This window comes from Rhizobium tibeticum (genome assembly GCF_900110205.1).
Taxonomy (GTDB): domain Bacteria; phylum Pseudomonadota; class Alphaproteobacteria; order Rhizobiales; family Rhizobiaceae; genus Rhizobium; species Rhizobium tibeticum.
Map to the genome: position 1 here is coordinate 1 of NZ_FOCV01000069.1, position 14,774 is coordinate 14,774.

The window sequence follows — 14,774 nt, forward strand, 5'->3', positions numbered from 1 at the left end:
TCATCCTCGGCATGCACCGTCACCGTCTTCTTGTTGCGACGAATGACGACGCCACGGACCGGGACACCGCCAGGGCCTTCGAACATCACGCCGCTTCCGACCCTGATATCCTGCAGGGCTGCTGCGGTTCTTTGGTGATGCAGAAACTGCAGACGCTCGACGATGCGGGCGTTGAGCTCGATGAGGGTAGCCTCGTCCAGGCTGTCGATATCGATCTGCCGCATGCGCGTCGCCCTACCCTCCCGTTCGTCCCAAAGGCCACCATGCCAATCGCCGCACCAGCACGCAATGTCGTTCACGAATTTGCCCGCTATCAGGCACTGCCACCAAATCTGCCCCGGTTACGGGGACTCTGAGTGGCGATCGAAGGGCAGGATGGCGCGCTGAACCGGAGAAAATTGCAGACTTGCAATCAATGCCATATATGCAATCAATGACTGATGGAGGCGCTTATGGCCAGCATGACGATTCGCAACATTGATGATACGCTGAAACAGCGCCTGCGCGTGCGCGCGGCCAGCCACGGGCGATCCATGGAAGACGAAGCGCGCGATATTCTTCGATCAGCGCTCGCCGTGAGCGAGAGGCCAGCCCGCAATCTGGCAGAGGCGATCCGTTCGCGTATAGTGCCCACCGGCGGTGTCGCACTCGATCTTCCCGCACGCGACCTGATCCGTGAAGCGCCGGACTTTGGCTTGTGATCATCCTCGATACCAACGTCCTTTCGGAACTGCTTGCGCCCTCCCCCAGTTCCGCCGTCATTGAATGGCTTGCTGCACAGCCCTCGCCTTCTGTGTTCACGACTGCGATTACGGAGGCTGAGATCCTCTATGGTCTAAGGCTACTGCCGGAAGGCCGCCGCCGTCGCGAGCTGGAAGCGGCAATACTGCCGATTTTTAGCGAGGATCTATCCGGTCGCGTCCTGCCGTTTGACCGCGATGCCGCCGATGTCTACGCCACCGTCGCTACCAAACGACGTGCTGCCGGCCGCCCAATCAGCCAGTTTGATGCACAGATTGCGGCTGTAGCCCTCTCTCGCGGTGCCTCGCTTGCGACCCGCAATGTTTCTGATTTCGACGGACTTGATCTGGTGATCGTCAACCCTTGGCGGACCGGCTAAATTTGCGCGATTCCGAGAGGAAAAGCCTTGCCGAGGGGACGGCCGACCCGAGCTGGAGGAGTATCACTGTTTGGCCCACGCCAGAACGATGATTGAGTCTGCAGATGGGATCCAACTGCGTGCCGAAGCGCTGGATGCGCTCGACGCCATCCTGCCCTTCGATCGTCGCGACCAACTGGCCGCCCTTTTGACCAACGAGGACGTCGCGACGCTCAAGCATCTGGCGCAGCAGGGCATGGGTGAGAATACGCTCAGGGCGCTCGCCTCCGACCTCGGCTATCTCGAAGCCTGGTGCGGACTTGCGACCGGCGCCGCCCTGCCCTGGCCGGCGCCCGAAAGCCTGCTGATAAAATTCGTTGCCCACCATCTCTGGGATCCGGTCGAGCGCGCCGCCAATCCGAGCCATGGCATGCCGGCGGCCGTGGAGACGGGATTGCGGGCGGCAGGGCTGCTGCGCGCCGACGGTCCACACGCGCCGGACACCGTACGGCGGCGCCTGACCTCCTGGTCGATCCTGACACGCTGGCGCGGCTTGTCCGGCGTTTTTGGCGCACTATCCGTGAAAACCGCGCTGAAGCTGGCGGTGAAGGCGAGCAAACGGCCGCGGCAGCGCAAGAGCAAAAAGGCGGTGACAGGGGATGTCCTGGCAAAGCTATTGTCCGCCTGCGCCGGCGACCGGCTGGTCGATCTGCGTGATCAGGCATTGCTGCTCGTCGCCTTCGCTTCCGGCGGCCGCCGGCGTTCGGAGGTGGCGGCATTGCGGGTCGAGGATCTGGTCGACGAGGAGCCGGTACGCACCGATCCGGCCGACAAGAGCTCCCCTCCCCGGCCCTGCCTGACGATCCATCTGGGCCGCACCAAGACGACGACGGCCGACGAGGACGGACACGTCGTGTTGATCGGTCGGCCGGTGACTGCCTTGAAGCACTGGCTTGCGGAAGCCAAAATCGACACCGGACCGGTATTCCGACGCATCGATCAGTGGGGCAATATCGACCGGCGGGCCCTGACGCCGCAATCGGTCAACCTCATCCTGAAGGCGCGCGTCAAACAGGCCGGTCTCGATCCAGCGGCATTCTCGGCGCATGGCCTGCGCTCTGGCTATCTGACCGAGGCCGCCAACCGTGGCATTCCGCTACTCGAAGCGATGCAGCAGTCGTTGCACAAGTCAGTGACGCAGGCGGCCAGTTACTACAACAACGTCGAACGGAAGAACGGACGAGCGGCGCGACTGGTGATCTGAGCGCGGCTTCTAGGCGCCGGCAAAGGGCATAGTGGTTATTCCGTCGAACGGTTCCGCCTCTTCAGCGCTTGCCTCGGACTGTGCGCTCCCGCCATTGGCAAGCTCTGCCCTGCCCCAGGCCTCGGCGCGTTGCATCAGCGACACCATCTCGCCCTTCAAGCGATGCGATCGTTGCAGGTCGTCGGCGTGGTCCGCGTTGAGGCGCAGGTCATAAAAGATGCCGATCGCCGCACCGGCAGCCTGGCGCGCCGCTTCCAACTCTGCCTTCAGGATTTCCAGCTCGACCTTCGCCGCAAAGTACCGTCTCATCACCGCGATGAGTTCGCGGTCGTTGGCACCCATGTCCATGACTCCTCCCTGGCATTTCTCGTGTGAGGCAGTGATCGACAACAATGGCGAAGTCGCGATGCGCGCCATGCCCTGCGGCGATCGTCTGCTCGCGCGACAAAAAAAGCCCGGCGCGGGAGGAGGTGCGCCGGGCTTCGATAGGGACTGACAGCTTGGGAGGAGGAGTGCTGTCGGTCGGACGAAGCGGCTCGGGAGGAGGTGAATCGCTTCGGTACGAAGAAGATAATGTTGCGCTGCAGCAAATTCAAGTCTCGCGATTGCACCGATGTCGCATACCTCGCGCTGCAAACGGAAAAGACCGGGCGAACCCGGTCTTCCGACTATGCAGTCAGACTCAGGCCTGCAGATTGTCGGCCGACATCTTGCCGGACTTGCGATCCTTCACCAGTTCATAAGTAATCTTCTGGCCGTCGTTAAGACCGCGCATCCCAGCCCGCTCCACCGCCGAAATATGGACGAAGACATCGGCGCTGCCGTCGTCCGGCTGAATGAAGCCGAAACCCTTCGTCGCATTGAACCATTTTACTGTACCGGTCGCCATAACATCTTCCTTTGATTACCAACTTGCCGAATCTCTGGGCTCGACTGAGATTCTCTTTGCGCCAGTACTGATAGACGCTTCCGACCGCGACGGAAAGCCATACGCAGCGTCGCGGTCGCCCGGAATTTCCCGTTCTTGCCAATCGCCGTGGTGATGAACGCTACTTTCTGCCTCGTTGTTTCACACGAATGCTGATGGGACCGCCCTCGACCTGACGAAGCTCGAACTGGCTTGTCTTGCGAATGAGATCGCTGAGTTTTCGGAAGCCAAAGGTGCGTGGGTCGAAGTCCGGCGCCAGGTTCAACAGTTGCTTGCCGACGGTGCCCAGATTGACCCAGCCATCTTCGGTGTCCTCTTGCGACAGCACCTTTTTGATCAACGGCACGGCGGCGCTTGCCGGCTGCAGCGGCTTATCGGCAGACGCGGCGTTCTGCTCGTCCTTAATCGCTCCAGGGAGCAGGTTTTCTGTATAGACGAACCGCCGGCAGGCTTGGCGAAAACTCTCCGGCGTCTTCTGCTCGCCGAAGCCGAACACATCGACGCCCTGTTCGCGAATCCGGGCGGCAAGGCGCGTGAAATCACTGTCCGACGACACGAGGCAAAAGCCGTCGAAGCGGCCACTGTGTAGCAAATCCATCGCATCAATCACCAAAGTGATGTCAGAGGCATTCTTTCCCGTTGTATAGGCAAACTGTTGCTGTGGAATGATGGCGTGCTTTGCCAGCACATCCGCCCACCCCTTCGAGCGCGTGCCGGAAAAATCGCCATAGATCCGGCGGACGCTCGCCTCGCCGATCTTGGCGACCTCTTCAAACAGCCCGTCAGAGATTTTGGCCGAAGTGTTGTCGGCGTCAATCAGGACCGCCAAGCGAGGTGACCGAGTTTCAGATGGCATTTCGCTTCCTCGTCTTCGAAACGGACACGAACCTAACACCAGGGCACCATTCAGACCAGCTAAACAGCTTCGCTAACTCCTTTCGCGATGATCCCAATCTTGAATTACCTCGTTTTTCTGCGCCCCTACTATCGATTGAGATCGGGGTAAACCGCCCATGCCGGCACGGACGCCCTTTCTCCCGAGGTCGTGGTCGGCGCCCTCGAAAGTTTGGCTTTAACATTCGTCGCTGATCAGGGCTCCGGCTGCCCATGAGCCATATATGGCTATTCACTCACCAACGTAAGCACATTGAGTTATAGAATGGGGATCTATAACTCACGAAAATGGAACTGGACACAGAAATGCTGGCCGCAGTTCACCTACGACGCGGCTGCACTCGAGCAGTTCGAACGCCGATTCCTCCTGTCATCGGGGGAAGTGACGGGCGCTGTCCGTCATCTCCGTAACGAGGAACACCCCGCGTGCCCTCAAACAACCAGGACAGTACACAGTTGGTCCTTGTATTTATGGATTCTAGTTCCACGGATACGGGCATGAATCAGCGCACTCCATGAGACGTCCTGACGGGCGCTTGCAACCCGGGGCGGCTATAGCATCGTCTATATTCGCGACAGCGCGATCCAACCTTTGCCCGGGAGGTCGGCATCGCCAGTATTACCACGCCCGGCGGTCGTATTTGGTGGATGCCGAAAGCAACCTCAACGCCGCGTCGAGGGTTCATCAGGTCGGCTGCGCTGTTGATTGCTCCGGTCGGATAAGGTAGCGCGTACGCACAACTCAACGCGCTATCGCACTCTGCCTGGCTGCCCTGAACAAAATCCTGAAAGAGGAACGTGACATGGAAACCGAGACAGTCACCATCGAAAACCGGGGTGATTTCGCCCAGTGGGCGATCGAACGAGCCCGAGCGATCGTCGGCGAGCAAGGAGGCAATCTGGCGATCGCGTCCCGCGACATGGACGAGAAGGCAATTGCTGAGAGCGGAAATGCGCTCGGTGCAGCCATCGCCGAGGCCCTTCTGGAGGTTTTCGACGTGCTCGTGCCGGAACTAGACGAATAGCCACTCGGCCCGCGTGCGAGCCAGTAGCTGCCGTGACTTCGGTATTGCGGGGAAAATCGGTCGGCGTCATTGAACTGCCCGCAGTTCTCTAACAATCTGTCGAAAAACCGAGGAGAACTCACAAATGCAGTCTGGTTTGGCGACGATCACCATTGCGGATGACGGCTACAGCGAACACGTTGCTTATGAGCTTTCGGACCGATCGGGCCTTATCTTTGCTCGCCAGGAACTGCTGGTCCGGGCAAAGGGTGCCAAAAGCGTACATCTGTCGCTTCTGACGCCCCGATCCGAGCTCGCGATCCGTATCGGCAATATCGAGGCAAGCTGCGCCAATTTTTCAATCCTGCGAGACCTGTCTGGACGATAGAGCGTCTGTCTAGCCTGCTCGCCAAATTCTCTTTCCGCTTCTCTTCTATGAGGGGGGCGGAGGTGAAATTTTCAATAACGAAGCCCTGAACATGCGGCCGCGGCCGAACAGGATCCGCGCGCTTTTGAGCTCGGACCTTTCCGTCACGGCTCTTCGGCGCGCACCGGGAACCTGCCTGCACTCAAACCACTACCCATCGCGACCGCCCAGCGCGACGTCATGCGCTTCGATCTTGGTGGCAACCCAGCCGAACCAAATATTGGTTGCCGACTGTCTGGCTGCACAACCGTTACCAGAACCTCACGCGTGCCAACGCCCAAGTCGCGCTAAGCGCGCTGCGACCGCTTCACCTTGCCTCGCCATGATAGAGCGGATCCAGTTTGCCCTGCTTGCTCCGCTGCAGGGCTCCAAGGGTCCGGTCGACGCGCTAGTTACCCGATTCCGCTGTCCATTTTGCCATTTGAGCGCAGCTGCGCCATCAGCATCGGACCGAGCGAGAATTCTCCCCTCTCGGTCCGGCGTGTCAGATCCCGCAGATATCCACCAGCCGAGTTGATTTGGCCGCCTCGCTCCAAAATGCAGGCAATTGCGACCGCAGCATCCTCCTGCCCCATCGCCTCGCAAGCGTCCTGATACGCCGACGGACTAACGCCAAGCATCGAACGGACGACGACTGCCGCGCTCATCAGATCCCGCCAACTGTTGATCGCGCCGCCCGGTCCATAGGCACCGATATCCGGGCAGGCCCTCAGAACGAGTCCCAATGGGAACGTTTGGTTCGGTTCGCTCGTCGGTCGGCGATTTTCACTCAGCTTTTCGCCCGGCTCGTATTCAGAGCGAGGTTCAAGTTCATTGGTGAATTCGGTGTTTGAATTCTGTATGTGGCGCTCATTATGAGCATCATTGGTGCTACAATTTTGAGTTTTCTGCTGCATTTCCAGCGTATTGACGATCTCGTTGCGAAGGAGGTCCATCTCGTCCAGGATGGCGGCCACTTCGGCAAGTGTTGGCAAGCGCGGAATGCGGCTGACGAGACCAAAATAAACCTCTTCAATCATCTCCCAGTCTCCGAATGCGCCTTCCTCAAGAGCCGCGGCAATCAACTTGCGGACGTCACGCCTGCAAATCGTGAGATTCTCCCGTGCCCTGCGGAAGGCAGCGCGATCGGCCGCAACCTGTTGCGCCATGCCGGCAAGTTCTTCGGCGCGCACGAGCATCGGTGAAATATCGAAGCCGAATGCGTTCTCGATCTCCCCTGCCCCACCCTTGCGGGCATAGCGCTTGCCATTGGCGCTATCCTTGCGAATAATCACTCCCGCCTCGACAAGGAGTGCCAAATGCCGGCGCAGCGTGGCCCCTGCAATGCCGTGGGCCCTCAGCGTCAGCTGCGCATTGGATGGGAACACGATAAGCTGGGCGTCCTGGCGCAGTTCATTACCCGGATAAAAGCTCAACAGCGCATCGAGAACCGCCAGGCTGCGGTCCTGCAGTCCCAGCACTCCCCTGGCCTCCGAAACGTCTCTGAAGACGCTCCATTTGTCGACCGACTTGCCTGGCGTCATTGCTGTTACAGCGACCTGTCGTTTCACCAGCGCAAGCGTCATGGGCCGCCGCCCAAAGGGCGTCGTTACCTGTCCACCTTGCATCTTCCTTCACCTTCCAAAAGGCAAAAGAAATCCGCTCACCAATAACGATGCCAAAGACTCTTGACTGGGATTCGGGGAAATGCGATTCTCAAGCTACCACACGAGAGGAAGGCTTCCACGACGGCAACGTTAAGGGGGCCTTTTTCTTTTGCGGATTAGTCTCCTGTTTCCTGTTCCTCGTTCGCTTTCGAGTACTGCTCGAAGAGGCTATCCATGTTGCCGGAAAGCCATTTCCCAAAGGACTTGCCCTTGGGATTCCCGAATTCCATCACAAGGCTGTTTGGCTTTTGCCGTGCGACCACACTGACCGACTGATCAGCCGGCATCCATGCGGCTGGCGCTGATTTCTGCTTTGCACGCTTGCCAGCCTTCTGCGCTGCCTTGAGGGCTACCACCAGGTGCTGGAATCGGGTCTCGTCGGTTGTCTGAGAGATAAACATCTCGTCCTGTACCAGCTCCCTAGCGCGCGCCACGGCCGCGGGATTTAATACGAGCTTCTTCAGTTCTTCCCAGCGATCTCGGCCGACGCCTTTGGCAGATCCGAGAGCATCAAGAACCACGTCGGGAACAACATCCGCGACCGAAAGCATGCGCGATAGGAGGCTATCGTCGACCGTCAAAGCCGACTTAAGAACATCCTTCGACAGGCCGCTCCGGAGCAGCTTGCTTGCAAAGATCGCCTTTTCGATAAAGGTCAGGTCGGCTCTCGCGGTGTTTTCCTGCCCCTGGGCGATTACATGTTCGATATCGGCGAGCGGCTTAACGACTGCCCTGACCTTGACACCCAGCTCACGTGCAACTCGTGCTCGTCGATGACCAAAGACGATCATATAGCGCCCGTCATCGCTCGGATGGGGACGCACGAGAATAGGTGTCGACTGACCAGACTGGCGAATCGCCTCCTTCAAATTGGAATAGGCCTCGTCATCGTCGCCAATTCGGTCGGCGACAAACGACCCATCAAGTTCACCCGGATCGAGCGCTATAACGGTATCTCCGTCGAGAATGCGCATCGACGTTTCGGCAAGTTCGTCCAGCGATTGGATCATCGAACGGGACGCACCTCGTCTCGTATAGGAAGCACGAGCTTCGGTGTCAGAATTTGCACCGCGCTCGGCATCTTCACCGATCGTCGCGGTGATGTGTGCCAAAAGATTCTTTCTAGCCATTTCCATCTCCCGCGTTGGCGGTCATCATGTTGAAAGGTCCTCTGTTTTTCAGCATTTGCACGGCTGTCAAAAACATCACTTTCGCCCCCATGCACTATGGATGAGGGAAGCAATCTCGCCATTGACCGCATTCAGGCTTTCGAGCGCCCTCTCGTAGGTCGAGCGCGTAAACTGCGACTTCTCGACTTCATAGAGGGTTTGCTTGGTTATCCCAGCGTCGGAGATCGCGGTCGACTTCAACATCTGATGCGTGAGCATTCGTTTGTTGAATAAGGCCTGCAAGAAACCAACCATTTGAGCCTGTGGCTGATCTGTCGGCTCATAGCGCGTCACCAGGTAACGGAACCATTTCAGTTTGACGGAAGCCCCCGCTGCCTTGATCGATTCGAGAATGCCGCCGAGCATTAGCAGGAACTGGCTCATCGACATCACGTCCAGCATCTGCGGATGCACCGTGATGACAACTGCCGTCGAGGCGCTGAGCGAAGTGAGGGTCAGATAGCCGAGCTGTGGTGGGCAATCGATGACGACAACATCGTATCTGTCGTCAACTTCCTTCAACGCCTGCGAGATGCGCGTAAAGAATAGCTTTCCTTCCGGCTGGTGCCTGCCGGAAGCAGCCAACGGCGTCTCATACTCATATTCCTGGAGCTCGAGGTTTGCGGGGACGATATCGAGGCCAGGAAAGTTCGTGGGGCGGATCAATTCCTTGATCGATTTGCGCTCGTCGTCATAACGCAGCGCCTCGTAGAGAGACAAATTGCGGTCGAGTTCCGGCTGGATGCCATGGAGGGCCGTCAACGAGGCTTGCGGATCGAGATCGACCGCAAGAACGCGGTGGCCGGTCAGTGCAAGGTACTGTGCGAGGTGAGCCGCAGTCGTTGTCTTGCCCGAGCCACCCTTGAAGTTCACGACAGAGATGACCTGGAGATCTTCGCCGCGGCGGCGTTGCGGTACATACTTCTTGAAATCCGAGCGGCCATGCTTGTCGAGGTACTGCCGCAGTTCCATCATTTGCTCGGCAGTGTACGAACGACGACCAGAACCAGAAACTTGCGGTTCCGGCCCCTTCCCTTCGAGGTGGAGCTTCTTAATGTGATTCTGCGTCACGCCCAGAAAATCTGCAACCTCGGCAGACGAAAACTGGCGCAGTCTTTTCAGCGCGTTTGGCGGATACTGCTCAAGCCGTAGCATGTTCAGCTTGTCGGAGATCAACTCGCCTTGCTCAAGTATTTCCCTGTCAAAGTCGAGGTCTTCGATGAGGGCTGGAGCCATGTTCATTTCTTGCCATTTCCCCGGAATAACGCTTTTCTCAAGCTATCTAGATCACAAGCGTGATTTAGATGCGATTCTCAAGCTTCCGCAAGAAATTTTTAGTTAACAAAACCTTAATCGCCACCGGCTATCCCCGATTCAGGCTCGACCTGTTCAAATTCGAAGAAGCGTGCGCGAAAAGCGAATCAACTGATTGATTCTTTTGGATAGTTTCGCCGTTTGCACGGCTGTCAAACCGTCGGAAGACAGAATCGCCTTCAGAGTCCGTCAATACCCACAAGAAACCGGTCCACGTTGCGCGACCGTTCCGACTGAACCGGACGCTGTCTAGAAGTAAGCGACTGCAATTCTCTCCAGTACAGCCAAAAATCCTGTCAGCGCCGATCGCCATGGAAACGCTGCCCTTCCATCTGTCTCCTGGTCGTAACAGTTGCGAAGATCGCCATGACAACCTACCCGCAAACTTGCGAGTGAATGTGGCCGCTCCATCGCACCGATCGCGATTGTTGGAGAGAGACCCCGGGGACGATCGAACCGCATGCGAAGAGACAAAACGCGATGGAGGACGACAACAGACAACCTTGTTGGCGGGTGAGAAATGAGCGAACGCGCACAGCGAAGAAAGTTGTCGGATGGAGTTGCGACAAAGTCGATCGGGCCCAGCCGGTTCGCGGCCAGACATGACTTCGAGACCGGATGGGACTCCGATGGCGCTCGAAAGGGATTGTGGCTGGGCTATTTGAATCAGCGCTGCCGTCAGCAATTGACGAATTCGGCGAGGAGGAACAACCAACCAGGGTCGTTCTCCAGCATGATGAGCCTCTCCAAAAAGCACACCAGTATGCACCTTCACGGATGTATATCTAAATGCGCCACGGCCGGAACGATCTCCTCATACCACCGAATGAAGGCTTCAGAGCCGATCGATGGATCTGATCCCCTATTCAGCTCTTTTGCCATCTCCAGATGATGTTCGAGTGCGGGCCGCGTCTTGGCCGCCGAAGCTTTAGGTCGGCGTTCCCACATTCATCGCCATAGCGCTTAAACAGATCCATGGCGTTCATGTCCCTCTTCTTGATCTGAGTGATACTGCTTCGCAAAGTCATCACTCTTCAGTCTCCCAGCTTGTCCAACATGCTTTTCTGGGCATGAGACATTTCCGTTGCGGCGGTGGCTTTTACCTTTTCGCTGAAGAGCAGCCCTTCAATTCGTCAGAGGTTTTCTGATGATCAGCGATCATCTGCTGAGCAAGACCTTCGTGGCATCGTCCGATCGCTCTACTGCCGATTGGCTGGATTCGATTTCGAACCATCGCTGCTTGCCGCTTCTGAGACGAAATCCTCGATCTTTGGCGCAACTCCCGCAAGCGAGCCCACGCCGCTTTTCTCCGCGGCGGTCCTCACGTGGCTGTGGGAAGGAAGGAGATCTTCAAGTCATCGCCGCAATGCTCGCCGAGCCCCACGCAAAGACAGTTGCTCCGGACGTGAAGGCGGCGCCGAATGGTCAGGGGAGGGCGCCGAACTCCCGCAGTTTAAACCCTTGGACGGTCTGACGGTTAGAGAAATACCAGCTATGGCTCTGGAACCCGCATCGCCTTGCCTTGTTGGGATTTCGCTTATGATGCATACGGGCTGTCGGAACGGGAGTATGAGCGCTTGCTACGCCCCTCGTAGTCGCCAGCTGCCTGACTGAAGTGATTGCCGACCGCCCGACGAGATAAGCACGACCTTGCCGAATTCTCCACCGACCCTTGGAACCACCCCGAGATAATGGCCGGCACCCGTCAGGATACCGACGACCAACGCGCGATATCTCTTGTCAGTGCAGTAATCGATGGCTTTTGCTGTTTTGCCGCCATCAGAAGATCGAGGTCCACCGCCGAGGGGCCGAAGCGGATGAAAAGATCTTCGGCGATGGCGGGGCCAAGCCCGTACTTTTGTGGAAATTCTGTCAGCGAATAGGCAACGCCGCGTAACGCCCGACGCCGTTTGATAGGCCGTTGGGTTTTCATGTCACGAATCCTGTTTGTGTCGGCCTTCCAATGAATTGCGTAGCAAAATGTTCCGCGCGCAATTGGGATTGGCGGGATTTTCGCTTGGACTGCCTGCTAAGACCAACGAAATGCCGGCGTTGCCGCGAGCTTTATACTCCGCGCTCGTGGTTGCGAAAGTTCTCAGCTGAGAACTTTTCGAACGCGAGCCGACTGAAGTGGATTTTACATCCTTACCGGCCGGCCGGACTTACGCGACTGCTGTTGGTGGGTATCTCTCGCGTCTTTCCAAAGTTCTCAGCTGAGAACTCTCCGTTGCACGTCATTGGCAAGCTCGCTTTCTTGAGGAGATCGAACACACCAGTGCGACTTGAGGGTACTTTTGGCATTCAGTAGTTGATCGCAACGGCTACCAACCATCGCACAAGCGATGGACCACTAGGGTCAATGTTCCCTCAACAGCGGATCCGTGCGCGTTGTTCGGCCACGACGCGCGAGGGGGAGTTTGCGGTCGTCCAGACTCTATTGGTAAGGGTTGATCCGAAAGGGCGCTCTACCCGAACCCCACACCGAGCCAGCGCCGTACCGGATGGCATCTCCCATAATGCCTTCCTCGTTCCGAGGCGCATTGAATTTTTCGACAAGCTTGTTGCTCTTTGCCTCGATTTTGATGACAGGCCACTCACGGGGAGGCGACCCATGCGAACCCGCCGCCAAACGCGATATCCCCATCGCCGCCTCCTGCGCCGGTCTCAATCGTCGCGATCACCTCATTGCTTCTCCCGTCAATCCGCTGCACCGTGCCGTCGCCCTGATTAACGACCCAAATGGATGCCAGGAAGCGCGGCCGTTCGCGCAGAGCAATTGTCGCGACGATACGATTGGTCGCCGGGTCCACGCGATAGAGTTCATTCTTGTTGAACCCAGTGACCCAAACCAGCCGTAATCGAAAATGGCGGCCGCCCCACGTGCAGGAAATTGCAGCGTTGCTTCCAGCACACCAGTTGAGGCGTTGAAGCGGCTAAGCTCGCGATCGTAGTCTTTCGAAGTGACGTTCTTCCCGGCCATTGTAACGACCCAGACGGCTCCCGCGCCGACACCAATGCTAACTTCGCTGTCGAACAAGTCTGCGGCGGTGCGCATCACAACCCGGTTCGCCTGCGGATCGACCTTAAAAATGGTCTTGCTCCCAATGTCCGGTACCCAAACCGCGCTCTCTCCGATTGCAATCCCCCTATATGGCCCGATTGCCCCTTCGACCGGAATGTCGATTGTGCTGTTGTCAGCAGGATTGATACGGCCCAGCATTACCGCTCATCATCCATATGGAGCCAAATCCAAAAGCGATGAAATCACCCCCTGCGCAAGATTTGTGCTTGAACCTTTAACTCCTGCTTGGGGAGCGCCATCGCTGGGTCATCGGCCTGCGCGACGTCCAGGTCCGGGCGGCGACGAAGAGTATGCTCAGGAAAAATACTGACGCCGGCTTCATCGTAGTTCTCCGCACAGATTGGCTGGCCGCGATTTCGCGCAGAAGGTGCGAACTCCGATACTGTCTGAGCGGTCGATGGTAGATGAGCCGGAGCGCCTCACACAGCAGGTACTCAGGGGCGAACGAGCCCGAAGCGGCGGGCCTCTTCCAGCAACACCCTGACGGAGGACGGCTGCCATTTTCGGCCCCCACGTGGGGGCCGCTCTCGCATCTGGTCCAATTGGGCAGCAATTTCGCGAATTGACAGTTCAGGATCGGCGATCGCGATCCCGACAACCAGCCGCATGAGATAATCCTCTGGTGGCCGTCGAGGAGATCTGCTTACCAGTTCTGGTTCCGCAAGCTTCTCCCCCACCAGTCGGTGGACGGCCCGACGCAACCGTTCGACCGTCCAGTCTTGGCCTCGGCGATTAAGAATCCGCACTACATCGTCCCAACTATGCCGCGGCCGCAACTGCCGCACGGTTGGTAGCCATGTCTGCGCCGACGTAATTAGCTCATCGAGATAGGCTCGCCTACGCGCCGCAGAAACCGCTCTGACCGCTTCTGGTCTTCGTTCCCGAAGGCCGGGATTGCCGGCAAGTTTGCCACGCGCCTTGGCGGCTCTCATGCCGGACTTGGTTCGCTCGGCGATAAGCGCTCGCTCGAGCTGGGCAACGGCGCCAAGCACCTGCAAGGAAAACATCCCCTGCGGCGTAGAGGTATCGATCGGATCGAGTAGCGAGCGGAAATGCACGCCTCGCTTCTCGAGGTCTTCGATGACGTCGAGCAAATGGCTGACCGAGCGAGCTAAGCGATCCAGACGGACTACGACGAGCACGTCACCGGCGGCAAGATCCTTCAGCAGTTTAGTCAGGACCGGCCTTGCGCGCGACGCACCGGAACCATGTTCTTGATGTATCCGCTCGCAGCCCGCAGCTCGAAGCGCGTCGACTTGAGCGTCAACCACCTGGTCGTCGGTCGAAACGCGGACATAACCGATCAGTCTCCGGGACAGGGCGGGGGCACCGGCGCTCGAAGCTTTTGCCATGGAATTTTATTGGCCTGTTTCAGGGCTGTGTGTACAGATAATGAATGCATGAGAAAAGGTTCCTTTGCAAGCGTGTTTTATAACCGAAATGGGAGGCCGTACAGCGCAAAAAGGAGCCATTGCCCAGCATCGGATCATCAGAGGCAAGAAAGCGCGCTGGCGGGCTTCTGTGGGCAAAATTGGGCAGAAAGGGGAGTTTCGAAGAATGGCGCTTAAGCGACCTCGAACTCTCGGACTCTTTGTGGTTGAAAAAGCCCATCGGGAGATCGGTCGGATTTGGTCTGGACGACCAAAAGAGGGAAGGCCCGGACTTCCTGGAAATCCGGGCCTCTAAGTGAAAAAATGCCAATCACTGATTCGAGTTATCTATCAATGCCATCACACGGCGAAGCACGCATGGCGGAAGTAATGCTGGATATTGCTTCTGGTTAATGCACGATTTACCATAGTTTCAAAGCAGTATGGTTTTGCAAAGCCGCTCCGCGATAGCCAGTTGCGGGGTAACCGGGGCAGATTTGGTGGCAGTGCCTGATAGCGGGCAAATTCGTGAACGACATTGCGTGCTGGTGCGGCGATTGGCATGGTGGCCTTTGGG

The 14,774-nt window shown here is 57.8% G+C and carries 16 protein-coding genes and 2 pseudogenes; 6 read left to right on the forward strand and 12 right to left on the reverse strand.

The window, feature by feature from the left end; genetic code table 11:
• Positions 1-224, reverse strand: a pseudogene (locus BSG20_RS32825) (hypothetical protein); the annotation flags it as partial.
• A gap of 228 nt (positions 225-452) precedes the next feature.
• Here BSG20_RS32825 and BSG20_RS32830 point away from each other — a divergent pair.
• The 3 genes from BSG20_RS32830 to BSG20_RS32840 all read left to right on the forward strand — a co-directional run bounded on the left by BSG20_RS32830 (position 453) and on the right by BSG20_RS32840 (position 2,363).
• Positions 453-701, forward strand: a complete 249-nt coding sequence (locus BSG20_RS32830) for a FitA-like ribbon-helix-helix domain-containing protein (RefSeq protein WP_072381974.1) — start codon at positions 453-455, stop codon at positions 699-701.
• Positions 698-1,120, forward strand: coding sequence for a type II toxin-antitoxin system VapC family toxin (locus BSG20_RS32835; protein WP_072381976.1), 423 nt, complete (start codon positions 698-700; stop codon positions 1,118-1,120). Before BSG20_RS32830 ends, BSG20_RS32835 begins: the two co-directional genes overlap by 4 nt.
• 88 nt (positions 1,121-1,208) lie before the next feature.
• Positions 1,209-2,363, forward strand: coding sequence for a site-specific integrase (locus tag BSG20_RS32840; RefSeq protein ID WP_072381978.1), 1,155 nt, complete (start codon positions 1,209-1,211; stop codon positions 2,361-2,363).
• A 9-nt stretch (positions 2,364-2,372) separates the two neighbouring features.
• Here BSG20_RS32840 and BSG20_RS32845 read toward each other — a convergent pair whose 3' ends face one another.
• The 3 genes from BSG20_RS32845 to BSG20_RS32855 form a co-directional block, all read right to left on the reverse strand.
• Positions 2,373-2,705: a hypothetical protein gene (locus tag BSG20_RS32845; RefSeq protein WP_244541517.1), complete on the reverse strand. Its 333-nt coding sequence runs from the start codon at positions 2,703-2,705 to the stop codon at positions 2,373-2,375.
• 340 nt (positions 2,706-3,045) lie between these two features.
• Entirely contained in the window at positions 3,046-3,252 is a 207-nt protein-coding gene (locus tag BSG20_RS32850; protein WP_027511051.1) for a cold-shock protein, read from the reverse strand.
• 160 nt (positions 3,253-3,412) lie between these two features.
• On the reverse strand, positions 3,413-4,147 hold the full coding sequence (locus tag BSG20_RS32855) for an NYN domain-containing protein (RefSeq protein WP_072381982.1): 735 nt from the start codon (positions 4,145-4,147) through the stop codon (positions 3,413-3,415).
• Positions 4,148-4,450: 303 nt separating this feature from the next.
• Here BSG20_RS32855 and BSG20_RS39070 point away from each other — a divergent pair, with 303 nt between their 5' ends.
• The 3 genes from BSG20_RS39070 (at position 4,451) to BSG20_RS32870 (ending at position 5,577) form a co-directional block, all read left to right on the forward strand.
• Entirely contained in the window at positions 4,451-4,687 is a 237-nt protein-coding gene (locus BSG20_RS39070; RefSeq protein ID WP_420884146.1) for a DUF4172 domain-containing protein, read from the forward strand.
• A 301-nt stretch (positions 4,688-4,988) separates the two neighbouring features.
• Complete coding sequence (locus tag BSG20_RS32865; protein WP_072381984.1) at positions 4,989-5,210, forward strand: hypothetical protein; 222 nt, start codon at positions 4,989-4,991, stop codon at positions 5,208-5,210.
• A 124-nt stretch (positions 5,211-5,334) separates the two neighbouring features.
• Positions 5,335-5,577 carry a hypothetical protein gene (locus BSG20_RS32870; RefSeq protein WP_072381986.1) on the forward strand — a complete coding sequence of 81 codons (243 nt, stop codon included), beginning with the start codon at positions 5,335-5,337 and terminating at the stop codon, positions 5,575-5,577.
• A gap of 431 nt (positions 5,578-6,008) precedes the next feature.
• Here BSG20_RS32870 and repC read toward each other — a convergent pair whose 3' ends face one another.
• The 8 genes and pseudogenes from repC to BSG20_RS37135 all read right to left on the reverse strand — a co-directional run.
• A complete protein-coding gene (gene repC / locus BSG20_RS32875; RefSeq protein ID WP_072381988.1) occupies positions 6,009-7,223 on the reverse strand; it encodes a plasmid replication protein RepC in 1,215 nt (404 codons plus the stop codon).
• A 155-nt stretch (positions 7,224-7,378) separates the two neighbouring features.
• A complete protein-coding gene (gene repB / locus BSG20_RS32880; RefSeq protein WP_072381990.1) occupies positions 7,379-8,392 on the reverse strand; it encodes a plasmid partitioning protein RepB in 1,014 nt (337 codons plus the stop codon).
• Positions 8,393-8,467: 75 nt separating this feature from the next.
• The gene (gene repA, locus BSG20_RS32885) at positions 8,468-9,673 is read right to left on the reverse strand and encodes a plasmid partitioning protein RepA (RefSeq protein WP_072381992.1); all 1,206 of its coding nucleotides are present in this window, start codon (positions 9,671-9,673) and stop codon (positions 8,468-8,470) included.
• 843 nt (positions 9,674-10,516) lie between these two features.
• Positions 10,517-11,070, reverse strand: a pseudogene (locus tag BSG20_RS38085) (DUF4142 domain-containing protein).
• A gap of 380 nt (positions 11,071-11,450) precedes the next feature.
• On the reverse strand, positions 11,451-11,678 hold the full coding sequence (locus BSG20_RS32895) for a hypothetical protein (protein ID WP_072381994.1): 228 nt from the start codon (positions 11,676-11,678) through the stop codon (positions 11,451-11,453).
• A 744-nt stretch (positions 11,679-12,422) separates the two neighbouring features.
• The gene (locus BSG20_RS32905; protein ID WP_072381995.1) at positions 12,423-12,965 is read right to left on the reverse strand and encodes an NHL repeat-containing protein; all 543 of its coding nucleotides are present in this window, start codon (positions 12,963-12,965) and stop codon (positions 12,423-12,425) included.
• A gap of 296 nt (positions 12,966-13,261) precedes the next feature.
• Positions 13,262-14,179 (reverse strand): recombinase family protein, encoded by a 918-nt coding sequence (locus BSG20_RS32910; protein WP_072381997.1) that lies wholly within the window; start codon positions 14,177-14,179, stop codon positions 13,262-13,264.
• Between the two features lie 378 nt (positions 14,180-14,557).
• The coding region (locus BSG20_RS37135; RefSeq protein WP_210216965.1) for a hypothetical protein at positions 14,558-14,774 on the reverse strand (217 nt) is incomplete at its 5' end.